26 protein-coding genes are annotated in these 23,380 nt (G+C 72.8%); 10 read left to right on the forward strand and 16 right to left on the reverse strand.

The annotated features are described in order from the left end of the window. Positions 1-32 precede the first annotated feature (32 nt). The 7 genes from DMP15_RS22415 to dxr form a co-directional block, all read right to left on the reverse strand. Positions 33-479 carry a MarR family winged helix-turn-helix transcriptional regulator gene (locus DMP15_RS22415; protein WP_073578154.1) on the reverse strand — a complete coding sequence of 149 codons (447 nt, stop codon included), beginning with the start codon at positions 477-479 and terminating at the stop codon, positions 33-35. A gap of 39 nt (positions 480-518) precedes the next feature. Then, positions 519-1,229 (reverse strand): CPBP family intramembrane glutamic endopeptidase, encoded by a 711-nt coding sequence (locus DMP15_RS22420; RefSeq protein ID WP_073578286.1) that lies wholly within the window; start codon positions 1,227-1,229, stop codon positions 519-521. Positions 1,230-1,330: 101 nt separating this feature from the next. Beyond that, positions 1,331-2,164, reverse strand: a complete 834-nt coding sequence (locus tag DMP15_RS22425; RefSeq protein ID WP_073578155.1) for a GNAT family N-acetyltransferase — start codon at positions 2,162-2,164, stop codon at positions 1,331-1,333. Positions 2,165-2,209: 45 nt separating this feature from the next. Continuing rightward, entirely contained in the window at positions 2,210-3,367 is a 1,158-nt protein-coding gene (ispG, locus tag DMP15_RS22430; RefSeq protein WP_174565920.1) for a flavodoxin-dependent (E)-4-hydroxy-3-methylbut-2-enyl-diphosphate synthase, read from the reverse strand. 55 nt (positions 3,368-3,422) lie between these two features. Beyond that, positions 3,423-3,914, reverse strand: a complete 492-nt coding sequence (locus DMP15_RS22435; protein ID WP_073578157.1) for a phosphatase domain-containing protein — start codon at positions 3,912-3,914, stop codon at positions 3,423-3,425. Further along, positions 3,911-5,230, reverse strand: a complete 1,320-nt coding sequence (locus tag DMP15_RS22440; protein ID WP_073578158.1) for a M50 family metallopeptidase — start codon at positions 5,228-5,230, stop codon at positions 3,911-3,913. The genes DMP15_RS22435 and DMP15_RS22440 overlap by 4 nt, the downstream gene beginning before the upstream one ends. Beyond that, entirely contained in the window at positions 5,227-6,372 is a 1,146-nt protein-coding gene (dxr, locus tag DMP15_RS22445) for a 1-deoxy-D-xylulose-5-phosphate reductoisomerase (protein WP_073578159.1), read from the reverse strand. The genes DMP15_RS22440 and dxr overlap by 4 nt, the downstream gene beginning before the upstream one ends. Positions 6,373-6,445: 73 nt before the next feature. Between dxr and DMP15_RS22450 the strand changes: the two genes are divergently transcribed. Genes DMP15_RS22450 through DMP15_RS22460 form a run of 3 tightly spaced genes read left to right on the forward strand, consistent with a single transcriptional unit; the run spans position 6,446 to position 7,911 of the window. Next, on the forward strand, positions 6,446-6,733 hold the full coding sequence (locus DMP15_RS22450; protein ID WP_157818502.1) for a DUF2631 domain-containing protein: 288 nt from the start codon (positions 6,446-6,448) through the stop codon (positions 6,731-6,733). Positions 6,734-6,742: 9 nt separating this feature from the next. Further along, positions 6,743-7,723 (forward strand): non-homologous end-joining DNA ligase, encoded by a 981-nt coding sequence (gene ligD / locus DMP15_RS22455; RefSeq protein WP_073578161.1) that lies wholly within the window; start codon positions 6,743-6,745, stop codon positions 7,721-7,723. Positions 7,724-7,734: 11 nt separating this feature from the next. Further along, entirely contained in the window at positions 7,735-7,911 is a 177-nt protein-coding gene (locus DMP15_RS22460; protein WP_161152324.1) for a hypothetical protein, read from the forward strand. Here the strand turns inward: DMP15_RS22460 and mug are convergent. After that, positions 7,908-8,492 carry a G/U mismatch-specific DNA glycosylase gene (gene mug, locus DMP15_RS22465; RefSeq protein ID WP_161152323.1) on the reverse strand — a complete coding sequence of 195 codons (585 nt, stop codon included), beginning with the start codon at positions 8,490-8,492 and terminating at the stop codon, positions 7,908-7,910. The two genes, DMP15_RS22460 and mug, sit on opposite strands and share 4 nt — an antisense overlap. An 89-nt stretch (positions 8,493-8,581) precedes the next feature. On the opposite strand from mug, the gene DMP15_RS22470 reads away from it, so the two are divergent. Further along, positions 8,582-9,646 carry an ATP-dependent DNA ligase gene (locus tag DMP15_RS22470; protein WP_073578163.1) on the forward strand — a complete coding sequence of 355 codons (1,065 nt, stop codon included), beginning with the start codon at positions 8,582-8,584 and terminating at the stop codon, positions 9,644-9,646. A gap of 125 nt (positions 9,647-9,771) precedes the next feature. Then, positions 9,772-10,638, forward strand: a complete 867-nt coding sequence (locus tag DMP15_RS22475) for a type IV toxin-antitoxin system AbiEi family antitoxin domain-containing protein (RefSeq protein ID WP_337826406.1) — start codon at positions 9,772-9,774, stop codon at positions 10,636-10,638. 58 nt (positions 10,639-10,696) lie between these two features. Here DMP15_RS22475 and DMP15_RS22480 read toward each other — a convergent pair whose 3' ends face one another. Continuing rightward, positions 10,697-11,689, reverse strand: coding sequence for a LacI family DNA-binding transcriptional regulator (locus tag DMP15_RS22480; protein ID WP_308292808.1), 993 nt, complete (start codon positions 11,687-11,689; stop codon positions 10,697-10,699). A 159-nt stretch (positions 11,690-11,848) separates the two neighbouring features. Here DMP15_RS22480 and DMP15_RS22485 point away from each other — a divergent pair, with 159 nt between their 5' ends. From DMP15_RS22485 to DMP15_RS22500, 4 genes are read left to right on the forward strand one after another with little or no spacing between them, the layout of a single operon-like run. Then, on the forward strand, positions 11,849-13,246 hold the full coding sequence (locus DMP15_RS22485) for an ABC transporter substrate-binding protein (RefSeq protein WP_337826407.1): 1,398 nt from the start codon (positions 11,849-11,851) through the stop codon (positions 13,244-13,246). Further along, a complete protein-coding gene (locus DMP15_RS22490) occupies positions 13,243-14,181 on the forward strand; it encodes a carbohydrate ABC transporter permease (protein ID WP_379673832.1) in 939 nt (312 codons plus the stop codon). The genes DMP15_RS22485 and DMP15_RS22490 overlap by 4 nt, the downstream gene beginning before the upstream one ends. Next, a complete protein-coding gene (locus tag DMP15_RS22495; protein WP_073578166.1) occupies positions 14,181-15,047 on the forward strand; it encodes a carbohydrate ABC transporter permease in 867 nt (288 codons plus the stop codon). Before DMP15_RS22490 ends, DMP15_RS22495 begins: the two co-directional genes overlap by 1 nt. A 30-nt stretch (positions 15,048-15,077) precedes the next feature. Beyond that, a complete protein-coding gene (locus tag DMP15_RS22500) occupies positions 15,078-16,202 on the forward strand; it encodes an ABC transporter ATP-binding protein (RefSeq protein ID WP_073578167.1) in 1,125 nt (374 codons plus the stop codon). 87 nt (positions 16,203-16,289) lie between these two features. Here DMP15_RS22500 and rlmN read toward each other — a convergent pair whose 3' ends face one another. Continuing rightward, the gene (gene rlmN, locus DMP15_RS22505) at positions 16,290-17,399 is read right to left on the reverse strand and encodes a 23S rRNA (adenine(2503)-C(2))-methyltransferase RlmN (RefSeq protein ID WP_161152318.1); all 1,110 of its coding nucleotides are present in this window, start codon (positions 17,397-17,399) and stop codon (positions 16,290-16,292) included. 31 nt (positions 17,400-17,430) lie between these two features. Then, positions 17,431-18,009, reverse strand: coding sequence for a hypothetical protein (locus DMP15_RS22510; protein ID WP_161152317.1), 579 nt, complete (start codon positions 18,007-18,009; stop codon positions 17,431-17,433). Between the two features lie 172 nt (positions 18,010-18,181). On the opposite strand from DMP15_RS22510, the gene DMP15_RS22515 reads away from it, so the two are divergent. Beyond that, complete coding sequence (locus DMP15_RS22515) at positions 18,182-18,661, forward strand: Rieske (2Fe-2S) protein (protein ID WP_161152316.1); 480 nt, start codon at positions 18,182-18,184, stop codon at positions 18,659-18,661. 22 nt (positions 18,662-18,683) lie between these two features. Here DMP15_RS22515 and DMP15_RS22520 read toward each other — a convergent pair whose 3' ends face one another. The 5 genes from DMP15_RS22520 to rpsB all read right to left on the reverse strand — a co-directional run bounded on the left by DMP15_RS22520 (position 18,684) and on the right by rpsB (position 22,797). Next, positions 18,684-19,436: a class I SAM-dependent methyltransferase gene (locus tag DMP15_RS22520; protein WP_073578169.1), complete on the reverse strand. Its 753-nt coding sequence runs from the start codon at positions 19,434-19,436 to the stop codon at positions 18,684-18,686. Continuing rightward, positions 19,433-20,359, reverse strand: coding sequence for a phosphatidate cytidylyltransferase (locus tag DMP15_RS22525; RefSeq protein WP_379673834.1), 927 nt, complete (start codon positions 20,357-20,359; stop codon positions 19,433-19,435). Before DMP15_RS22525 ends, DMP15_RS22520 begins: the two co-directional genes overlap by 4 nt. 5 nt (positions 20,360-20,364) lie before the next feature. Continuing rightward, positions 20,365-20,922 carry a ribosome recycling factor gene (frr, locus tag DMP15_RS22530; protein ID WP_020622047.1) on the reverse strand — a complete coding sequence of 186 codons (558 nt, stop codon included), beginning with the start codon at positions 20,920-20,922 and terminating at the stop codon, positions 20,365-20,367. 101 nt (positions 20,923-21,023) lie between these two features. Beyond that, positions 21,024-21,839 carry a translation elongation factor Ts gene (gene tsf / locus DMP15_RS22535; protein WP_073578170.1) on the reverse strand — a complete coding sequence of 272 codons (816 nt, stop codon included), beginning with the start codon at positions 21,837-21,839 and terminating at the stop codon, positions 21,024-21,026. A 94-nt stretch (positions 21,840-21,933) separates the two neighbouring features. Then, positions 21,934-22,797, reverse strand: coding sequence for a 30S ribosomal protein S2 (gene rpsB, locus DMP15_RS22540; protein ID WP_161152314.1), 864 nt, complete (start codon positions 22,795-22,797; stop codon positions 21,934-21,936). Between the last annotated feature and the right edge of the window lie 583 nt (positions 22,798-23,380).

Raw genomic sequence — 23,380 nt, forward strand, 5'->3', positions numbered from 1 at the left:
CCGGTGTGAGGCCCGGGTGTCCGGGCGCCCCGTCAGTCCTCCGCCGCGGCCAGCGTCTCCCGCACGGTGCGCAGCATCGCGGTCAGCTCCGCGGTCCGGCCCGCGTCGAGGCCGATCGCCTCCGGTGCGGAGAAACCCTGCACCAGCGGCCGGGCCCGCTCCAGCGCGGCACGGCCGTCGTCGGTGAGCTCCAGACCGGCCCGCCGGCCACGGCCGCCAGGCCCGTCGCGGCGAACGAGGCCGCGGGCGACGAGGTCGGTGACCAGCTCCCCCACGCTCTGCGGGCGCAGCAGGACGATCCGGGCGAGCTCGGCCTGCGACGGCGGCGGCCCGCCCGTCCGTTCGCGGTCGGCGAGCTCGGCGAGCACGCCGAAGCCGGTCGCGGTCAGGCCGGCCCGGGCGAACACCCGGTGGAATCCCCGGGCGACGACGTGGGCCGTCCGGATGAGCTCCCAGAGCGGCACGTCCTCGTCGGGCACGGACCGGACGCTATCAGGCGCCTGGTATCTGCCCGTCGCTCACAGCACCCCGGCGAACGCCAGCGCGACGACCTGGGCCATGGCGTTGTGCACCAGGTGCGTGACCACCCCCGGCCACACCGAGCCGCTGCGTCGTCGCAGCTCACCCGCGACCAGCCCGACGACCAGCGCCGTCAGGAACACCACATTCAGCCCGTGCGCCAGCGCGAACACCACGGCGCTGCCCAGCACACCGACGACGGCGCCGTAGCGCAGCAGCGCCGAGGTGACCACCCCGCGGAACAGCAGCTCCTCCCCCAGCGGTGTCAGCACCGCGAGGAACAGCAGCGACAGCGCCACCGACCAGGCCCCGCCGCTGCCCGCGTCGGCGTAGGCGCCCTGGATGTTCTCCGGCTCGATCCCGAGCGCGACCATCCCGACCACCAGCAGCCGGCTGACGACGAACGCCAGCACCGCCCCGGCGGCGCCGAGCAGCAGCCAGCGCACGGTCGTCGCCCGCACGCCGAACTCCGGCAGCGGGCGACGCCGGACCGCGACGGCCGCGGCGAACCCGGCGATGCCCGCGATCCCCGACAGCGCCGCGAGGAACAGGCCCCCGGCGAGCGGACCGGGGTCGAGGGTCCGCAGCACCAGCGGTCCGCCCCCGTAGGCGACGGCGGCCAGCACGACCAGGCCGACGACGACCTCCACCCACCCCGGGCGCGGACCGGTCCCGGTGACGACCGGCGACGCGGAGCTGGAACGGGACACGACGACCTCCCTGCTCGTGGTGGCGCGGCGGATGTCCGCAGCCACGGCCGAGTCGACACCGTGCCGTTGCGGCACGGTCAAGCACCGCGACCCGATCGTGCTCAGAACAGGACGGTGGCGAACCGTGCGACCTGCACGAACCCGACCCGCTGGTACGCGGACCGGGCCGGTGCGTTGAAGGCGTTGACGTACAGGCTGGCGCGGCGGCCCATCCCGGCGAGCGCGACCGCGACCGCCGACGTCCCGGCCGTGCCGAGCCCGTGCCCGCGCCAGGCCGGGTCCACCCAGACCCCCTGGATCTGGCCGACGGTGCGCGACAGGGCGCCGATCTCGGCCTTGAACACGACCTCACCGTCGTGGAACCGGGCGAACGCCCGCCCGGACGTGATCAGCTCGGCGACCCGGGCCCGGTAGCCCGCCCCGCCGTCGCCCTCGCGGGGGTCGACGCCGACCTCCTCGGTGAACATCGCGACGGCGGCCGGCAGGTAGCGGTCGAGTTCGGAGATCCGGACCGGACGCACCCGGGCGTCGGGCGCGATCATCGGCGGCCGTTCGAGGGTCATCAGCGGCTGGTCGGGCCGGACCTCGCGGGCCGGGCCCCAGCCCGGTGCGAGGTCCTCCCACAGCGGCAGGACGAGTTCGGCCCGCCCCACCAGCGACGAGCACACCCGTCCGGCCCGGCGGGCCCGGTCGGCGAAGGCACGCAGCGCCGCCCGGTCACCGCGCAACGGCACCAGGTTCGCCCCGGAGAAGCACAGACCGTCCGCCGGGGCCCCGTGGGACCACAGCTCACCACCCAGCCGCCACGGGTCGAGGCCGACCGCCTCGATACGGGAGGCGACCATGCACGCGGCGACCGGGTCGGCGTCGAGCACGTCGTGCACCCCGGAGCGGTGACGATCGTCGAGAAGCCGTGCTCCGGCCACCCTCAGCACGGGTTCATGATGCCACGCCGACGCCCGTCCGGTACCGGCACTCGCTCAGCCGACGGTCACCTGCGGTTCACCCGTCACACCGTCCACGCTCTCGCCCATCTCCTCGGCGAGCCGCATGGCCTCCTCGATCAGCGTCTCCACGATCTTGTGCTCGGGGACGGTCTTGATGACCTCGCCCTTGACGAAGATCTGGCCCTTGCCGTTGCCGGAGGCGACGCCGAGGTCGGCCTCGCGGGCCTCGCCGGGACCGTTGACGACGCAGCCCATGACGGCCACGCGCAGCGGGACCTCCATGCCGGTCAGCCCGGCGGTGACCTCGTCGGCGAGGGTGTAGACGTCGACCTGGGCCCGACCGCAGGACGGGCAGGACACGATCTCCAGCTTGCGGGGGCGCAGGTTCAGCGACTCCAGGATCTGCTGGCCGACCTTGATCTCCTCGACCGGCGGCGCGGACAGCGAGACCCGGATGGTGTCGCCGATGCCCTGGCGCAGCAGCGCCCCGAACGCCACGGCCGACTTGATCGTGCCCTGGAACGCGGGCCCGGCCTCGGTGACGCCCAGGTGCAGCGGGTAGTCGCACTGCTCGGCGAGCAGCTCGTAGGCCCGCACCATGACGACCGGGTCGTTGTGTTTGACCGAGATCTTGATGTCGTGGAAGTCGTGCTCGGCGAACAGGCCCGCCTCCCACATGGCCGACTCGGCGAGCGCCTCGGGCGTCGCCTTGCCGTACTTCTCCATCAGGCGCTTGTCGAGCGAGCCCGCGTTGACGCCGATCCGGATCGGCGTGCCGTGGTCCTTCGCGGCCTGCGCGATCTCCTTGACCTGGTCGTCGAACTTGCGGATGTTGCCCGGGTTCACCCGCACCGCGGCACAGCCGGCCTCGATCGCGGCGAACACGTACTTGGGCTGGAAGTGGATGTCGGCGATCACCGGGATCTGCGACTTCTGCGCGATCGCGGGCAGTGCCTCGGCGTCGTCGGCGGACGGGCAGGCGACGCGCACGATGTCGCAGCCTGCCGCGGTCAGCTCGGCGATCTGCTGGAGGGTCGCGTTGACGTCGGAGGTCAGGGTGGTCGTCATGGACTGGACGGAGATCGGGTGGTCGGATCCGACACCGACCGGGCCGACCTGCAGCTGCCGCGTCCTGCGGCGCGGGGCCAGGGTCGGCGCGGGCGCGGACGGCATACCCAGGGAGACGCTCACGACCTCCACTATCCCACCGCGCCGCAGGACCCGCCGTACCCGGTGAGCAGGGGCACTACGTGCGGCCCTGGTTCTCCTGCGCGTCCTGCAGCGTCGAGCTGTGCGGCAGCCAGGTCGCCAGCTCCACCGGCCAGCCGTCCTCGGTCAGCACCCGCACGACGGCGGGGTCGTCGTCGAGGATCATCGCGATCTCCCGCTCGCGGGCGAGCAGCCGCAGGACCTCGCGCTTGACGTAGCGGGCGGGGCGGTGGTCGTCGTCGGGGCGCATGAACAGCGGCCCGGTCGGCAGGCCGAAGCCCCTCAGCCAGGTCTCGGTCAGCCTGCGGTTCCGCTCGGGGCGGCCGGTCAGGTAGACGACGTCGTGCTCGTCCTGGGCCGCGCGCAGCCGGTCCGCGCCCTCGTCGAGCAGCGGGTCGGCGTGCGCGGCGGCGAAGAACTTCTCCCACCGGTGCACGTCGAGGTAGTGCAGCCGGTGCGAGACGTCGGCGAGGACGCCGTCGATGTCGAAGACCGCCAGCGGGCGTGCGCCCTCGGGTGCTGCGCTCACCCGAACAGCCGCACCGGGTTGACGATGTCGGCGATCGCGACCATGACCGAGAACCCCAGGAAGACGATCACGAAGACGTAGGCGACGGGCAGGAGCTTGGCCGCGTCGACCGGCCCGGGGTCGGGGCGTCCGAGCAGCTTCGCTGTGTTGCGCTTGATCGCCTCCCAGATCGCCGGGACGATCTGGCCGCCGTCCAGCGGCGGGACCGGGAGCAGGTTGAGCAGGAACAGCGACAGGTTCACCGCGGCGAGCATGTTCAGGAACAACGCCACGTCCTGCTGCCAGGGCACGTCCTGCTGAGCGAGGATCTCGCCGCCGATCCGGGAGACGCCGACGACGCCCATCGGGCTGTCCTGCCCGCGCTCCTCGCCGAGGAACGCGGCGCCGAACAGCGCCGGGATACGCGCCGGGATCGCGACGACGGCCTCTGCGGTGCGGGCCACCCCGTCGCCGATCTGCGCGACGGTCTCCCCCGCTGTCAGCGGCTGGTAGCTGGTGTTGAGCAGGACCCCCAGGTAGCCCGCGGTCACGGTGGCCTGCGGGTCCGAGGAGTTCCGGTCCGGCAGGGTGTTGGGGATGACGTCCACGGTCAGCGGGATCCGCCGGTCGCCGCGCTCCACAACGATCGGGGTCGGCCCCGACGACGCGCGGATCGCGTCCTGCACCGCCATGCCGTCGTCCGGCCCGAACTGCTGCCCGCCGACCTCGACGATGCGGTCGTCGGGCTGGACACCCGCGGCCAGCGCGGGCGCCAGCGGCGCCCCGGTCGGGCACTTCTCCGGGGCCTGGCCCTGCACCGCCACTGCCGGGAGCACGCACTCCTCGAGCGCGGCGATCTGGGTGGTCGGCGCGACCATGCCGACGCCCATGAACGTCACGAAGAACAGCGCGATCGCCAGGATCAGGTTCATGAACGGCCCGGCGAACATGACGATGATCCGCTTCCACGGCGACCGGGTCCAGAACTGCCGGTCCGCGTCCTGCGGGAGCACGTCGGCCTGCGACTGGCGCCGCGCGTCGTCCATCAGCCCCTGGAAGGGACCGGTGCGACGGCTGCGGCCCAGCGTCCCGCCCTTCGCGGGGGGCAGCATCCCGATCATCCGGACATAGCCGCCCAGCGGGATCATCTTGATGCCGTACTCGGTCTCGCCGCGGCGGACCGACCACAGGGTGCGACCGAAGCCGACCATGAACTCCGGGACCTTGATCCCGAACCAGCGGGCCGTGGTGAAGTGCCCGAGCTCGTGCCAGGCGATCGACAGCAGCAGCCCGAGGAAGAAGATCGCGATACCGACGACCGTCCAGACGATGGTCACGTTCCCGCCTTCTCGCGCGCGTGGGCGCGGGCCCAGGTCTCGGCAGCCAGCACGTCGTCCACGGTAGCCGGGTCACCCGTCCAGGCGTCGGCCGCCTCCAGCACCCCGCCGAGGAGGTCGGTGACGTCGGTGTAGCCGATCGCCCCGGCGACGAACGCCTCGACGAGCTCCTCGTTGGCCGCGTTGAGCACCGCGGGCAGGCAGCCGCCCGTGGTCCCGGCGGCGCGGGCCAGCCGCACGCCGGGGAACGCGTCGTCGTCGAGGGGTTCGAAGGTCCAGCTCTGCGCGGTGTCCCAGCGGCACGGCGCCGAGGCGCCGGCGATGCGGTCCGGCCAGCCGAGCGCCAGCGCGATGGGCAGCCGCATGTCCGGCGGCGACGCCTGGGCGATCGTCGAGCCATCGGTGAAGGTGACCATCGAGTGCACGATCGACTGCGGGTGCACGGTGACGTCGATGCGGTCGTAGGGCACCCCGAACAGCAGGTGCGCCTCGATCACCTCGAGGCCCTTGTTCACCAGCGTCGCCGAGTTGATCGTGATGACCGGGCCCATGTCCCAGGTCGGGTGCTTCAGTGCCTGCTCGACGGTCACGTCCCGCAGCGACGCGCGCGACCGGCCGCGGAACGGGCCGCCCGAGGCGGTGAGGACCAGCCGGTCGACCTCGGACTCCCGTCCACCGCGCAGGCACTGCGCGAGCGCGGAGTGCTCGGAGTCCACGGGCACGATCTGCCCCGGCGCGGCCGCCGCGGACACCAGCGGGCCGCCCGCGACCAGCGACTCCTTGTTCGCCAGCGCGAGCCGGGCACCGGTGGCGAGCGCGGCCAGGGTCGGGCCGAGGCCGCGGGAGCCGGTGATGCCGTTCAGGACGATGTCGGCGCCGCAGGCGGTGACCAGCTCGGTCGCGGCGTCCGGGCCGTCGAGCACCTCGACGCCGGGCAGCTCCTCCCGCAGCCGCACCGCCGCCGCGGCGGACGCGACTGCGACCCGCCCGACGCGGTGCGTGCGGACCTGGGACACCAGCAGGTCCACGTCCGATCCGCCCGCGGCCAGCCCGGACACCGTGAACCCGCCGGCGCGGGTGATCACGTCCAGGGCCTGGGTGCCGATCGACCCGGTGCTGCCCAACACGACGAGTGACTTCATCACCGCACATCATCCTCGGCCCGCGAGCTGTGCGACGATGACCCCGCACGGAGCCGGAGCAGGAGGACACACGGTGGCCAGCAAGGCAGTGGCGCACAGCGCAACGACCAGCAAGACCCGCGAGATCGCGGTCGCGTCCGGGGTCGACCCGGCCGACGAGCCCTCGGTCGACTGGGGCTGGCACCAGAACTTCTCCAAGGGTCTGCCGATCGCGGCCGCCGTCGCCGGCATCGCGCTGCTGCTGTTCACGATCGGCCACCCGACCAGCTGGACCGAGTTCCTGTTCTCGGCCGTGCCCGCCGTCGTCTGCCTGATCGGTGCGGTCGCGCTCCCGGTCTACCAGCGGCGTCGCCGGCTCTGACCCCGTCGGGTGGCCGCGCGCGGTGCGGGTGAGCCGGTCGAGCTGACGATCGGCGACCGCGTCGTGCGGCTGTCCAGCCCCGACCGCGTCTACTTCCCGGAGCGGGGCGAGACCAAGCGGGACCTCGCCGCGTACTACACCGCCGTCGGCGACGGCGTCGTCCGCGCGCTGCGCGACCGGCCGTGCATGTTGCACCGCTTCCCCACCGGTGTCACCGGGGAGAAGGTGCACCAGAAACGGCTGCCGCGCGGCGCCCCCGGCTGGGTCCGCACCGTCCGCGTGACCTTCCCGCGGTACAACCGCACCGCCGACGAGCTGTGCGTCGCCCACCCGGCCGACGTCGTCTGGGCGGTGCAGATGTCCACCGTCGAGTTCCACCCCTGGAACTCCCGCGCCGCCGACGTCGAGTCCCCCGACGAGTGGCGCATCGACCTGGACCCGATGCCCGACGCGTCCTGGGCCGATGTCCGCCGCGTCGCCGGCGTGGTGCACGAGGTGCTCGACGAGCTGGGCGCGACCGGGTTCCCGAAGACCTCCGGCGGCTCCGGACTGCACGTCTACGTGCGCATCCCGCCGGACCACGGGTTCGCCGACGTCCGCCGCGCCGCGCACGCGTTCGCCCGCGAGGTGGAGCGTCGCTGCGACCGCGTCGACCTGTCCTGGTGGCGCAAGGACCGCGACCCGTCGACGGTCTTCGTCGACTACAACCAGAACGCCCGCGACCACACGATCGCCTGCGCCTACTCGGTGCGCGGCACCCCCGATGCGCGGGTGTCGGCCCCGGTGGCCTGGGACGAGATCGACGACTGCGAGCCCCGGGACTTCACGATCGCCACCGTCCCGGCCCGCTACGCCGAGCTGGGCGACCTGCACGCCGGCATCGACGAGACCGAGTTCGGCATCGAGCCGCTGCTGGAGTGGGCCGACCGCGACGAGCGCGACGGTGCGGAGACGCCCGATCTGCCCGATCTCGACGGAGACGGCCGCTAGGCTCGGCGCCCATGGACGACGGGCCACGCAAGGACAGGTTGAACCGCCTCGGGTACGGGATCGGCGGTGGTCTCGCCGTCGGCTCCGCCGTGTGGGTGCTGTCCGGCACGTGGTGGTGGCTGCTGGTCTTCCTCGCCGTCGGCCTTGCGCTCGGGCTGTTCCTGCGCGCGACGACCCCGGAGTCCTAGCAGTACACCTGGCCCGGCCCCTGCTCCCGGGCACGGGCCCGCAGCCGCGCGAACTCGGCGACCATCGCCGCGCGCGACCAGTGCGCGTTGAGCCCCGAGGGGTTCGGCAGCACCCAGATCCCGGCCGTCCCCAGCCGGTCGGGCTGCTCCCCCACCGCCGCGTCGCGCCGCCCGAACGCGGTCCGGTACGCCCCGATCCCGACGACGGCCAGCCAGCCCGGCTCCCGCGCCGCGACCAGCGCGCGCAGCCGCTCCCCACCGGCGACGACCTCGTCGTCGGACAGCTCGTCGGCCCGCGCGGTGGCCCGGGGCGCCATGTTCGTGATGCCGAGCCCGAGCCGCGCCAGCTCGCCCTGCTCGGCCGGTGCCAGCAGGCGCGGGGTGAACCCGGACCCGTGCAGCACCGGCCAGAACCGGTTGCCGGGGCGGGCGAAGTGGTGCCCGGTCGCCGCCGACACCAGACCCGGGTTGATGCCGCAGAACAGGACCCGCAGCGGCGGGTCGCCGGGCCCGGGCAGGACGTCGTCGATCGTCGCGTCCCGCGCCCGCTCCAGCGCCTCCCGGTCGGGCAGTCGTCCCACACCGATCAGTCTGGCGCACCCGGCCGGTCCCCCCTCGGACGGGCGAGCCGGGATGCTCGCGCCGACGATCGGGAGGAGACTCGTCCGCCGTGGACCTGCCCGTGATGCCCCCGGTGAAGCCGATGCTGGCCAAGCCCGCCCCGTCGATCCCCGAGGGCAGGCTCTACGAGCCCAAGTGGGACGGCTTCCGCTCGATCGTCTTCCGCGACGGCGACGAGGTGGAGATCGGCTCCCGCAACGAGAAGCCGATGACCCGCTACTTCCCCGAGGTCGTCGAGGCGGTGAAGGCGCACTTCCCCCCGCGCGCGGTCGTCGACGGGGAGCTCGTCGTCGCCTCCGGGAACGCACTGGACTTCGAGGCGCTCCAGCAGCGGATCCACCCCGCGGCCAGCCGGGTGACGCTGCTCTCGACCGAGACGCCGGCGTCGTTCGTGGCCTTCGACCTGCTGGCGCTCGGCGACGACGACCTCACCGCGCGCCCGTTCGCCGAGCGCCGCGCGCTGCTGGAGGAGGCGTTCGCCGGCGTCGCGCCGCCGGTACACCTCACCCCCGTCACCGACGACACCGCCACCGCACGCCGCTGGTTCGAGAAGTTCGAGGGCGCCGGGCTCGACGGGCTCATCGCGAAGGACCCGGCCGGGACCTACCAGCCCGACAAGCGCGTCATGACCAAGGTGAAGCACGAGCGGACCGCGGACTGCGTCGTCGCCGGTTACCGGGTGCACAAGTCCGGCCCGGACGCCGTCGGGTCGCTGCTGCTGGGCCTGCACGACGCCCGCGGGGTACTGGTGTCGGTCGGGGTCGTCGGGGCGTTCCCGATGGCGCGGCGCCGCGAGCTCATGACCGAGCTGCAGCCGCTGGTCACCGACTTCGACGACCACCCGTGGGCCTGGGCGAAGCAGCTGGAGGGCGAGCGGACACCGCGCAAGTCCGAGACGAGCCGGTGGAACGCCGGCAAGGACCTGTCCTTCGTCCCGCTGCGCCCGGAGCGGGTGGTCGAGGTCCGCTACGACTACATGGAGGGCGCACGGTTCCGCCACACCACCCAGTTCGTGCGGTGGCGCCCGGACCGCGATCCTGCCTCGTGCACCTACGAGCAGCTGGAGCGCCCGGTGAACTTCGACCTCGCGGAGGTGCTCGCCGGGCGCGGGTGATCCTTCTCCGTGGAACCCGCACCGCCCTGCGGGGGACCCCGGACTCCCCGGAGAAGGATCACGACTGCGAACGGCTCCCCCGCGTTCGCCCGTGGCGCGCGCGGCTCCCGGCCAGGGTGCGCCGCATGGACCTGGACACGGTGCTGCGCGGCCAGGACGGGGTGTTCTCCCGAGGGCAGGCGCTGGCGTGCGGGATCTCGGCGAGGGCACTGCACGCCCGGGTCATCCGCGGCGCCCTGGTGATCGTCGCACCGGGGGTGTATCGGGCGTCGTCGCACCGGCCCACCGCATGGGGACGGGTGGTGGCCGCCGCGTTGTGGGCCGGGCCGGGCGCCGTCGTCGACGGGCCCGCAGCGGCGTTCCTGCACCGGATGTCGGTGCCCACCACCGCGTTCCCGGTCGTGGGGGTGACCGTGCCCGCGCCCGCGCGGCGCACACCACCGGACGGGATCCGGGTCCGCCGGCGCACCCTGGACGCGGCGGACCGCACGGAACGGCGCGGTGTCGCCGTCACGGCACCGGCCCTGACCGCGCTGGAGACGGCCGTCGCCCTCACCGACGGCACCACCTTCCTCGACCGGGTGCTGCAGCGGGGGTTGCCCTTCCCCGAGCTGCTCGCCGCGTTCCAGCGCGGCGTCGGCGCCCACGGCTGGGCCCGGGCCCGCGAGCTCGTCGTCGAGGCCGCCGACCGGGCCGACTCGCGGGCCGAGCGGCGCCTCGTCGCGCACCTGCGACGGGCGGGGCTCACCGGGTTCGTCCTCGGGTGGCCCTTCGGTCCGTGGCGGGTGGACGTCGCGTTCGTGGCGGAACGGCTCGCGGTGGAGATCGACGGCTGGGCGTTCCACTCGGACCCGGCCCGCTTCCGGGCCGACCGGCGCAAGCAGAACGCACTGGTCGCCGCGGGATGGACGGTGCTGCGGTTCACCTGGCAGGACGTCCGGGACCGGCCGGGCGACACGGTGGGCCGGATCCGGTCGGCGGCGCTGCGGTGATCCTTCTCCGTGGAGCCCGGGGCACCTTGCGGGACATCGCACGCTCCGCAGTGAAGGATCATGGTCGGCAGCCGCAGGACTCCCGGTGCACGAAGGTCGTCGGCAGCCGCAGCGAGCGCCGTTCCGCGTCGGGCTCTGCCATGCGCCGCAGCAGCAGCCGGACCGCCTCCCGCCCGATCTCGGCGAAGGGCTGCGCGACGACGGTCAGGCGCGGGCTGAACGCGTCGGCCCACGGGAAGTCGTCGAACGCGGCCAGCGCCAGGTCCCCGGGGATGCTCAGCCCCAGGTCGTGGGCCGCCTGGACGGCGCCGATCGTCATCGCGTTGTTGCCCGTGACCAGTGCGGCAGGCCGTCCGGGCGAGGCCAGCAGTTCGCGCACCGCGACGCGGGCGGGCTCGCTGTCCGAACGCCCCTCCACCACCGGTCCTGGCGGGAGGCCGGCCCGGCGCATCCCGAGGCGGTAGCCCTCCAGGCGCTCGACGGTCGTCGACAAACCGGGGAGGCCCATCACGAAGCCGATCCGGTCGTGCCCCGCCCCGGCGAGGTGGGTCACCAGCCCCGCGACGGGCTCCACGTTCTCCGAGCCGACCTCGTCCAGCCGCCCGTCCAGCATCCGGTCGACCAGTACCGTCGGCACGTTCTGCGCGGCGAGCGCCTCCAGGGTCGCGGTGGACCCCCCCGAGGGGGCGAACAGCACTCCGTCCACCCGGCTACGGAGCTGCGCGACGGCCGTCGCCTCGTAGCCCGGGTCGTCGTGCGGGTCGGCGAGCAGCAGGGTGTGCCCGGCCGCGGCGGACTCGTCCTCGATCGCGTGCAGCAGCTCGCCCAGGTACGGGTTGGAGATCGCCGACAGCGCGAGCCCGACGGTCCGGGTGCGCGCGGTCGCGAGCGAGCGTGCGGCGGCGTTGGGCGTGTAGTGCACCTGCGCCATCGCGGCCAGCACCTGCTCGCGGGTGGTCTCCCGAACGGGCCGGGTGCCGTTCAGGACGTGGGACACGGTCGCGGTGGAGACCCCGGCGAGCCGGGCGACCTCGGCCATGGTCGCGATCACGCACCTCCGAGGCGGGTCACGGGTTGGCGACAGCGTACAGGCAACCGGTTGCGCAAGCGGTTGCTCCACGCATACCGTGCACCGGTCATACCGGACGGACGTGTCCCGGACCACACCGTTGCACACCCGTCGGAGCCCTCGACGACGAGGAGAGTGTCCGTGCGCCCGAGAACCAGGTCGCGTCCCGCCGTCCTCACCGCACTGCTGGCGGTCATCGGTCTCGCCCTCACCGGCTGCGCCGGTGCCGGCACGTTCGGCCTGCCCGAGGGTACGCGGATCGTGACGATCGCGATCGTGTCCAACCCGCAGATGGAGGACGCGATCGAGCTGAGCCCGCGGTTCGAGGCCGAGAACCCCGGCATCACCGTGCGCTTCGTGAGCCTGTCGGAGAACGAGGCCCGCGCCAAGATCACCGCATCGGTCGCCACCGGCGGCGACGAGTTCGACGCGGTGATGATCTCGAACTACGAGACCCCGCAGTGGGCCCGCAACGGCTGGCTGGTCGACCTCGACCCGCTGATGGACGCCACTCCCGGCTACGACCGGGACGACTTCACCCCGACCATCCGCGGCGCGCTCTCCGGCCCGGACGGACACATGTACTCGGTGCCGTTCTACGGCGAGTCGGCGTTCCTGATGTACCGCAAGGACCTGTTCGAGCAGGCAGGCCTGACCATGCCCGCGAAGCCGACCTGGGACCAGGTGGCGCAGTTCGCCGACCGTCTCACCGACCGCGAACAGGGCCGCGGCGGCATCTGCCTGCGCGGCAAGCCCGGCTGGGGCGAGGTCATGGCCCCGGTCGACGCGATGATCAACTCCTACGGCGGCCGCTGGTTCGACCAGGACTGGAACGCCCAGCTGACCTCACCCGAGGTGCGGAAGGCGGTCAACTTCTACGTCGACCTGGTCCGCCGCGACGGCCAGGCCGGTGCCGCGGGCTCCGGCTTCTCCGAGTGCGGCAACCAGTTCAGCCAGGGCAACACCGCGATGTGGTTCGACGCCACCGTCGCCGCGGGCCTGCTGGAGAACCCGGACGAGTCCAACGTCGTCGGGAAGGTCGGCTACGCCCCGGCACCCACCGGCGTCGACGGGCTGTCCTCGGGCTGGCTGTACTCGTGGGCGCTGGCCATCCCCCGCACCACCGCGGACAAGAGCCCGGAGCAGGTCGAGGCGACCTGGAAGTTCCTGTCCTGGATGACCTCGAAGCCGTACCAGAAGATGGTCGGCGAGGAACTCGGCTGGACCTCCGTCCCGCCCGGCGCACGCCAGTCGACCTACGAGATCCCCGAGTACGTCGCCGCCTCGCAGGCCTACGCGCCGCAGACCATCGCGGCGATCAACGCCGCGAACCAGGACCGGCCGACCCGCGACCCCGTCCCGTACACCGGGCTGCAGTTCGTCGGGATCCCCGAGTTCCAGGACCTGGGGACCCGGGTCAGCCAGCAGATCTCCGCGGCCATCGCCGGGCAGCAGACCGCTGACGAGGCCCTCGACCAAGCCCAGCAGTACGCCGAGACCGTCAGCGAGTCCTACCAGCATAGCGGGGGCGACCGGTGACGACCACAGAGGCACCACCGCAGGCGGCACCGGAACGGCAGACCTCACCGGCCGCGGAGCGTCGCGACGGCTGGATCCGCCGGGCACCGCTGCTGCCCGCGCTGATCTTCACGATCATCGTCACGCAGCTGCCGTTCCTGGTGACGATCTGGTACTCGCTGCAGTCCTGGAACCTGGTGCGCCCCGGCAGCCAGCGCTTCGTCGGGCTGGAGAACTACGCGACGGTGTTCACCGACTCGCAGTTCCGCGGCGTCGCGCTGAACTCGATCCTGCTCACCCTGGGCGCGGTCGCGATCGCGATGGTGCTCGGGCTGCTGATCGCGCTGCTGCTCAACCGCGCGTTCGTCGGCCGCGGCATCGTCCGGACGCTGATCATCACGCCGTTCCTGATCACCCCGGTCGCCGGTGCGCTGCTGTGGAAGTCGGTGCTGTTCGACCCCACCTACGGCTTGGTGAACTTCCTGCTCTCGCCGTTCGGCGCCGGGCAGACCGACTGGGTGTCCACCTTCCCGCGGGCCGCGGTGATCGTCGCGCTGGTGTGGCAGTGGACGCCGTTCATGATGCTGCTGATCCTCGCCGGGCTCGGCTCCCAGCCGCAGGAGGTCCTCGAGGCCGCCCGGATGGACGGGGCGACCGGGTTCGCGGTGTTCCGCGAGGTGACGCTGCCGCACCTGCAGCGGTTCATCGAGCTCGGTGTCGTGCTCGGCGCGATCTACCTGGTCAACACGTTCGACACGATCTACATGATGACCCAGGGCGGTCCGGGTACGGCGTCGGCGAACCTGCCGTTCTACATCTACCAGCGGGCGTTCCTGGGCTTCGACATCGGCGAGTCCGCCGCGATGGGCGTGGTCACCGTGGTGGCGACGATCATCGTCGCCACCCTGGCGCTGCGCCTGATCTTCCGCAGCTTCTCCGCCGCCGAGGAGGCGTGATGACCGCAGTCGCCGAACGGACCTCCACCCCCGCGACGACGACGCCGCGGAAGGCCCCGCGCGGGGCCGGGCCGCTGCTGAGCGTGCTGGCCTGGATCGTCGGGCTCGGGTTCTTCTTCCCCGTGCTGTGGATGGTGATGACCGCCTTCAAGACCGAGGCGCAGGCCGTCACGATCCCGCCGACGGTGTTCTTCGTCCCCACGTTCGACAACTTCGCCGAGGTGTTCGGCGGCGGGGTCGGGCCCTACCTGCTCAACTCGCTGTTCGCGACGGTCGCCTCGACGGTCCTGGTGCTCCTGCTGGGCACCCCGGCCGCGTTCGCGCTGTCGCTGCGGCCGGTGAAGAAGACCCAGGACGTGCTGTTCTTCTTCATCTCGACCAAGATGCTGCCGGTCGTCGCGGCGATCGTGCCGATCTACGTCGTCGTGAACTATCTGGGCGCCCTGGACAACATCTGGACGCTCGTCGTGCTCTACACGGCGATGAACCTGCCGATCGCGGTGTGGATGATGCGGTCGTTCTTCCTGGAGGTCCCCAAGGAACTCCTGGAGGCCGCGAGCATGGACGGGGCGTCGCTCTGGCGCTCGCTGCGCGAGGTCGTGCTGCCGATCATCTCGCCCGGCATGGCCGCCACCGCGCTGATCTGCATGATCTTCGCCTGGAACGAGTTCTTCTTCGCGGTGAACCTGACCGCCTCGCGGGCCGCGACCGTGCCCGTGTACCTCGTCGGGTTCATCACCTCCGAGGGCCTGTACTTCGCCAGTCTCTGCGCGGCGGCCACCGTGGCCGCGCTGCCCGTCGTCATCGCCGGCTGGATCGCCCAGAACAAGCTGGTCCAGGGCCTGTCCTTCGGGGCCGTCAAGTGATCGTGTTCGTGAACAGGATGGGAGCCCGCCGTGGCTGACGTGGTGTTCGACCAGGCATCTCGGATCTACACCCCCGGAGCCAAGCCGGCCGTCGACCGGCTGGACCTGACGATCGAGGACGGCGAGTTCGTCGTGCTCGTCGGGCCGTCCGGATCGGGCAAGTCGACGGCGCTGCGGATGCTCGCGGGCCTCGAGGAGATCGACAGCGGCTCGATCCGGATCGACGGCGAGAACATGGTCGGGGTCGCCTCCCGCGACCGGGACATCGCCATGGTGTTCCAGAACTACGCGCTCTACCCGAACAAGACCGTCGGGGAGAACATGGCGTTCCCGCTGAAGATGGCCGGGATCGACAAGGCCGAGCGGGCGGTCAAGGTCAAGGAGGCCGCCGAGATCCTCGGTCTGACCGACTACCTCGACCGCAAGCCGCGCGCCCTGTCCGGCGGCCAGCGTCAGCGCGTCGCGATGGGCCGGGCGATCGTGCGCGAGCCGCGGGTCTTCCTGATGGACGAGCCACTGTCGAACCTCGACGCGAAGATGCGGGTGCAGACCCGCACCGAGATCGCGGCACTGCAGCGACGTCTGGGCGTCACCACCGTCTACGTCACCCACGACCAGGTCGAGGCCATGACGATGGGCGACCGCGTCGCGCTGCTCGCCGACGGGAAGCTGCAGCAGTTCGCCAGCCCGGCCGACCTGTACGACCGGCCGCAGAACGCGTTCGTCGCCGGGTTCATCGGTTCGCCGGCGATGAACCTGTTCACCGCGAAGGTGACCGAGCGCGGGGTGACCCTCGCCGGGCGGGAGGTCGCGCTGCCCCAGGACGTCCGGTCGACGATCGGGGCGCACCAGCTCACCGAGGTGACCCTGGGCATCCGTCCCGAGCAGTGGACGGTCTCCCCCGACGGCGGCGAGGGCATCCCGGCCCGGGTCGACGTCGTCGAGGAGCTCGGGTCCGACGCCTACCTCTACGGCACCCTGGCCGAGTCCTCCGGCGACCTGTCGGCGACGGCGTCGCTCACCGGCTCGCGCGACGACGCCGTCGTCGTGCGGACCGCGGGGCGCACCGGGGCGCGGCGCGGGGACCGGGTCGCACTGACGCCGTCGGCCGAGGGGCTGCACCTGTTCCACCCGGAGAGCGGCGACCGGCTCTGAGCTGGTCCGCCCGGCGACGCGAGGGGGTCGCCGGGCGGGTCGGCCCGGACGCGACGCGGCGAGCTGCCGAGGGGATCGCCGGGCGGGTCAGCCCGGATGCGACGCGGCGAGCTGTCCGCAGGCCGCGTCGATCTCCTGGCCGCGGGTGTCGCGGACGGTGCAGGCGACGCCGGCCGCGCGCACCCGGCGCACGAACTCGTCCTCGACGGGCTTCGGCGAGGCGTCCCACTCGCTGCCCGGCGTCGGGTTCAGCGGGATGAGGTTGACGTGCACCCGGGACGTGCCGATGTGCTGCCGCAGGACCTTCGCCAGCATGTCGGCGCGCCACGGCTGGTCGTTCACGTCGCGGATCAGCGCGTACTCGATGGAGACGCGGCGGCCGGTCGTGGTGGCGTAGCGCCGGCCCGCGTCGAGGACCTCGGCCACCTTCCACCGGTTGTTGACCGGGACGAGGGTGTCGCGCAGCTCGTCGTCCGGGCAGTGCAGCGAGATGGCCAGGGTGACCGGGATCCCCTCCTCGCGGAGCCGGTCGATCGCCGGGACGAGCCCGACGGTGGACACGGTGACCCCGCGCGCGGAGATGCCCAGCCCGTCCGGGGCCGGCTCGGTGATCCGGCGGACGGCGGCGACGACCCGCTTGTAGTTGGCGAGCGGCTCGCCCATCCCCATGAACACGACGTTCGACAGCCGGGTCGGCTCGTCCAGCACGCCGTCGCGGGCCTGGGCGGCGGCGCGGCGGACCTGGTCGACGATCTCGGCGGTCGACAGGTTGCGCTGCAGGCCGCCCTGGCCGGTGGCGCAGAACGGGCACGCCATCCCGCAGCCGGCCTGGCTGGAGATGCAGACCGTGGCCCGGTCGGGGTAGCGCATCAGCACGCTCTCGGCGAGCACGCCGTCGTGGCCGCGCCACAGCGTCTTGCGGGTGGCGCCGCCGTCGCAGGCCTTCTCGGTCAGCGGCGTGACCAGCGGCGGGAGCAGCGGGCGCAGCTTCTCCCGGACGTCACCGCCGAGGTCGCTCATGGTGTCGAGGTCGTCGGTGAGACGACCGAACCAGTGGCGGGCCAACTGGTCGAGGCGGAACCGCGGTACGCCGAGTTCCTGCGCGACGGCGGCACGGTCGGCCGGGTCGACGTCGGCGAGGTGGCGGGGCGGAGTACCGCGGCGGGGTGCGTCGAAGACGAGCGGGAGGCTGGACATGGCACCTCCAGTGTGCCAGCCCGGCCGCGGGTCAGCGGATCCCGGGGATCCGCACGTTGTAGCGCCGGGACAGGTCCTCCAGGATCCCGAGCCTGCGCGCGGCCGCGAGCCACAGCACGATCCCGGCGCAGAGCCCGGTGACCGGCACCGCGGACCCGGTCCCCTGCCCCTGGTAGGTCAGGGCCAGGAAGGCGCCGAACGCGGCGAGGAGCAGCACCAGGCCGCCGGTCGCGACGAGGCTGCGCTCCTCCAGCACGGTGGAGGCCTGGATCAGCAGCACCCCGACGAGGGCGGCGGACAGGGCGGTGGCCAGCTCGCCGTAGTCGACCAGGGACAGCAGCGACGGCAGCAGCACGACCCCGGCGACGCCGATCACGATCAGCCGCTGCATCCGCCGCTTCCGCTCGGGGTGCAGGGTCACCGCCATCGCCGCGTTGCGCCGGCGCACGATCCACAGGTACGCGGTCAGGAAGATCCCGAGCGCGACGAGGACGGTGGCGAACCCGTTCCCGAGACCGCCCGCACCGACCACCCAGGCCAGCAGGCCCAGGACGATCTCCAGGCTCGGCACGGGAACGCCCAGCGACGGCTGGCGCATCGTGTACGGCATGCACCCACGGTAGCGAGAGCGGCCCGGGACACGGCGCAGGTGTGGCGGAACGACACACCCGCCCCACCTCGAACCGGACATCATGGGAGGCTCGTCACGTGCCCGGGTCCCCGAACCCCGGGCCGCCACCACCACACCGCCGGGCCCCCGCCCGGCCTCCCCCAGGAGAGCCATGACCCTCCCCACGACGTCCTCCACCGCGCCCGATCCCGCCCCGCGCGCCGGAGGGCCCGCACTCGGCCGCCGCGCGATGATCGCCGGTGCCGGCGTGGCCGCGATCGGCGCGGTCGCCGCCTGCGGTGGCGGCGGTTCCACCACCGCAGGCGGCGGGCAGGCCCAGACCGGGGACGCCCCGCAGGGCTCCCCCGGCACCGTCCTCGGCCCGGCGTCCGCGGTGCCGGTCGGCGGCGGCGCGATCTACGCCGACGCGCAGGTCGTCGTCACCCAGCCGCAGCAGGGGACGTTCACCGGGCTGTCCGCGATCTGCCCGCACCAGGGCTGCACCGTCAGCCAGGTCACCGACGGTCAGATCGTCTGCCCGTGTCACAACAGCCGCTTCTCCCTCGACGGCGCCGTCGTCGACGGGCCGGCCCAGCGGCCGCTCGACCCGCGGCAGGTCACCGTCGCGGACGGGTCGATCACCCTGGCCTGAGGCCGCTCCCGGCGCCGCGGACTCAGGGCGGCAGGACGAGGCCGTCGGCGCGGCGCCGGGTGTGGAGCCGGTAGCCCACGCGCACGGTGCGGTCGGCGACGTCGTCGATCGCCCGGCGCGCGGTGCGGGCGGAGAACTCGATGCGCAGAACCTCCTCCAGGTCCGCGCGGGTGTCGAACCGCCAGGTCGAGACGACCCGGCGCAGCGCGAAGCCGTGGGCGGCGAAGAACCGGTCGACCGCGGGCGGGTCGTAGCGGGGCAGGTCGGCACGCAGCCACGTCCCGTACGGCCGCACCGTGAAATCCAGGTCGACGACGGCGAGCACCCCGCCCGGGCGCAGTACCCGCTCGGCCTCGGCGAGCCCCGGTTCACAGCCCGGCCCGAAGAAGTACGCGGTGCGGGCATGGACCAGGTCCGCGCAGGCGTCGGGCAGCGGGAGCCGCTCGGCGCCCGCGGTGTGCAGGGTGATGCGGTCGTCTCCGGCGACCCGCCGTCGTGCCCGTTCGACCAGCGGCGGGTGCGGCTCGACACCGGTGACGGTGGCGGCCTGCTCGGCGAAACGCGGCAGGTGGAAGCCGTCCCCGCAGCCGACGTCGACGACGTCGGCCCCCGCCCAGCCGCCGGTCCCGTCCCACAGCGCGGCCCAGAGCTCGCCGTCGGCGTCCTGGGCACGGTTCTCGGTCTCGTAGACCTCGGGCCAGTTCCAGATGTTCGGGCTGGGGATGGCCGGGCCGGGCTTCGGCCGGCCGCCGAACCCCTGGTAGGTGCGCTTCACGCGATCGGGACGACGATCCCGAGGATCGCCCAGGCGACGAACGCGGTCGGCAGCAGCGAGTCCAGGCGGTCCATCAGACCGCCGTGCCCGGGCAGCAGGTGCCCCATGTCCTTGACGCCGATGTCGCGCTTCACCAGCGACTCGACGAGGTCGCCCAGCGTCGCGGTGGCGACCAGCAGCGCCCCGACGACCGAGCCCCAGTACCAGGCCGTGCCGAGCAGCAGCGCGGCGCAGAGCGAGCCGACGAGCATGCCGGCGACCATCGAGCCCGCGAAGCCCTCCCAGGACTTCTTCGGGCTGATCGTGGGGGCCATCGGGTGCCGGCCCGCGACGACGCCCGCCGCGTACCCGCCGACGTCGGAGGCGACCACGCAGAGCAGGAATGTGAGGACCCGGCCCACGCCGTCCGGGGCGACGGTCAACTGCACGGCGAAGGCCACGAGCAGCGGGACGTAGACGGCCACGAACAGCGACGCGCTGATGTCGCGCACGAAGTGGGCGGCGCCGCTGCGCATCCGCCACAGCAGGCAGCCCAGCACGGTCGCGGCGAGGGCGATCGCGGCGCCCCGCAGGCCGAACGGCCAGGACAGCCAGACGACGGCCTGGCCGCCGACCAGCAGGACGGGCAGCGACACCCGGATGTCGGCGCCGCGACGCAGCGCACCCGCGAGTTCCCAGGTGCCGACCGCGGTGACGCCGGCCAGGACCAGCACGAAGCCCTGCCGCTCGATCAGCAGGCTCACCAGAATGACGACGCCGAGCCCGACGCCGACGGCGATCGCGGCCACCAGGTTGCGCCCGATCCGGGAGCGCTTGTAGCCCCTCTGCCCACGGACCGGCTTCGGCTCGACCGGCACGCCGGCCGGACCGTCACCGGGGAGGTCGGAGGTCACGGGGACGGCGGCGTCGGAGGAGGAGGGCACCGGGCTCAGACCTCGAGGAGCTCGGATTCCTTGTTCTTGACCAGCTCGTCGATCTGCGCGACGTAGCGGTCCGTGACGCCCTGCAGCTCCTTCTCGGCGCGGGCGACCTCGTCCTCGCCGGCCTCACCGTCACGCTGGATGCGGTGCAGCTCGTCCATCGCCTTGCGGCGCAGGCCGCGGAGCACGACGCGCGCGTCCTCGCCCTTGCCGCGGGCGACCTTGACCATGTCCCGGCGCCGCTCCTCGGAGAGCTGCGGGATGATCACGCGGATGATCTGACCGTCGTTGGACGGGTTGACCCCGAGGTCCGAGTCGGCGATCGCCTTCTCGAGCTGCTTGAGCTGGCTGGCGTCGTAGGGCTTGATGACCGCCATCCGCGCCTCGGGGATCGACACCGAGGCGAGCTGGTTCAGCGGGGTCCACGCGCCGTAGTAGTCCACGACGATCCGGGAGAACATGTTCGGAGTGGCCCGGCCGGTTCGCACCGACGCCAGATCGTCACGGGCGACCGTGACGGCCTTCTCCATCTTCTCCTCGACGTCGAAGAGGGTTTCCTCGATCACGGTTGCATCCCCCGGCCTGGTCGTACTCGCTGGCGGTCACGATCCTCTCACCCTCCGCCCGGGCGGTGCGCGGAGCACCACCCGGGCGGGGGTGGGACGGATCAGTTCTGGCCGACCTCGAAGCGCACGAAGTCGTTGATGGTCAGACCCGCCTCGTCGGCGACGGCCTTGACCGACTTCTTCGGGTCGACGACGGAGGCCTGCTCCAGGAGCACGACGTCCTTGTAGTAGCCGTTGACCCGGCCCTCGACGATGCGGGGCAGGACCTGCTCGGGCTTGCCCTCCTCGCGGGCGGTCGCCTCCGCGATCTTCTTCTCGTTCTCGACGATCTCGGCGGGGACCTGCTCGCGGGTCAGGTACTCCGGCCGGGCCGCCGCGACCTGCATCGCGAGGCCGCGGGCGGCCTCGGCGTCGCCGCCCTCGTAGGCGAGCAGGACGCCGATCTGCGGGGGCAGGTCGGTGGCGCGCTTGTGCAGGTAGACGGCCGCCTGGCCGTCGACCCGGGCGTAGCGCTTCAGCTCGAACTTCTCGCCGATGCGGGCGGACAGGGCCTGCACGGCCTCACCCACGGTGCCGTCCTCGAGCTTGGTCTCGCGCAGCGCGTCGAGGTCGGCCGGCTTCTCGGCGACCGCGGCGGCCAGGATCTTCTCGGCCAGCGCGATGAAGTCGTCGGACTTGGCGACGAAGTCGGTCTCGCAGTCCAGCTCGACCAGGGTGCCGCCGTCGGCGACGACCAGGCCGTTGGCGGTGGCGCGCTCGGCGCGCTTGCCGACGTCCTTCGCGCCCTTGATGCGGAGCAGCTCGACGGCCTTGTCGAAGTCGCCGTCGGACTCCTCGAGCGCCTTCTTGCAGTCCATCATCCCGGAGCCGGTGAGCTCACGGAGCCGCTTGACGTCGGCGGCGGTGTAGTTCGCCATCGGGTGTCTCTCGTCCTCTGGGTCGTGACGGGAAGGGGGTCACCGGGTCGCACCCGGCGGGCCCGCGGTGTGCGGGCCCGCCGGGTGCGCGCACTCAGTTCTGGGTGCCGTTGCTGGTGGACGCGGGGGCGGTCGCGACCGCCGCACCGTCGCCACCCGCGGCGGAGAGGCTGGCACCGTCGGAGCCGACCTCGTTGCCCGCCAGGACGTCCTGCTCCCACTCCGGGAGCGGCTGCTCCGTGGCGGCCTCGCCACCCTCGCCCCGGCGCTGGCCACGAGAGACCAGTCCGTCGGCGGCGGCCTTGGCGATGACCTTGGTCAGCAGCGCGGCCGAGCGGATCGCGTCGTCGTTGCCCGGGATCGGGAAGTCGACCTCGTCCGGGTCGCAGTTGGTGTCCAGGATGGAGACGACCGGGATCTTGAGCTTCCGGGCCTCGCCGACGGCGATGTGCTCCTTCTTGGTGTCCACGATCCAGACGGCGGACGGGACCTTGGACATGTCGCGAATACCGCCGAGGGTCTTCTCGAGCTTGTCCTTCTCCCGGGTCAGCGTGAGGATCTCGCGCTTGGAGCGGCCCTCGAAGCCACCGTTCTGCTCCATCGCCTCGAGCTCCTTGAGGCGCTGCAGGCGACGGTGGACGGTCTGGAAGTTGGTGAGCATGCCACCCAGCCAGCGCTGGTTCACGTACGGCATGTTGACCCGGGCCGCCTCTTCGGCGATGGCCTCCTGGGCCTGCTTCTTGGTGCCGACGAACATGATCGTCCCACCGTGCGCGACGGTCTCGCGCACGAACTCGTAGGCGCGGTCGATGTACGACAGCGTCTGCTGGAGGTCGATGATGTAGATGCCGTTGCGCTCGGTGAGGATGTAGCGCTTCATCTTCGGGTTCCAGCGACGGGTCTGGTGCCCGAAGTGCACGCCGCTGTCGAGCAGCTGCTTCATGGTGACGACGGCCATGGCCTGCGTTCACCTCTCGGTCGGGCGCGGCGGATGCCGCGCAGGCGGTTCGTGGGCCCACCGGTCGGCGGACCACCCTGGCGCCCGCGGCGGAGCCGGACCCGCCCCCCGGGTCGCACGTGCGTGCGACGTCAGATGGCAGGACCGCCCGGCCTCCGCTCCCGACGCCGTACCCTGGGGGAACGGCGCGACGGGCGAGCGGGCGCGCGAAGTCACCACGACGGACGTGGTGCGGCCTCCAGTGTACGCCGGGGCCTTCGGGCCGATCGCGGCGGAGCCCGGTTCCGGCGGCGGTTGTCCACAACCGGCCGGTACGTCCACAGGACGACGGTCCACCCCGGCGACGAGCGGTCGTCGCCGCAGGCTGGACGGGTGCCTCTCCCCTCGCCGCCCGCTCCCCCGCCCCGGGGCCCGTGTCACGCGTCCCTGCCGGGATGGCGGGCCGGCCTACGGGCGGGGGCGGTGCTGCTCGCCGTGGTGGTGACCGGAGTGGCGCTCGTGCCGCCGGGGGCGGCGGTCGCCGCACCGGTGGTCCCTTCAGCGGTGGTCCCTTCAGCGGCGGTCGCGGCGTCGGAGACCGTCG

This window comes from Pseudonocardia sp. UM4_GMWB1, from assembly GCF_017312155.1.
Taxonomy (GTDB): domain Bacteria; phylum Actinomycetota; class Actinomycetes; order Mycobacteriales; family Pseudonocardiaceae; genus Pseudonocardia; species Pseudonocardia alni.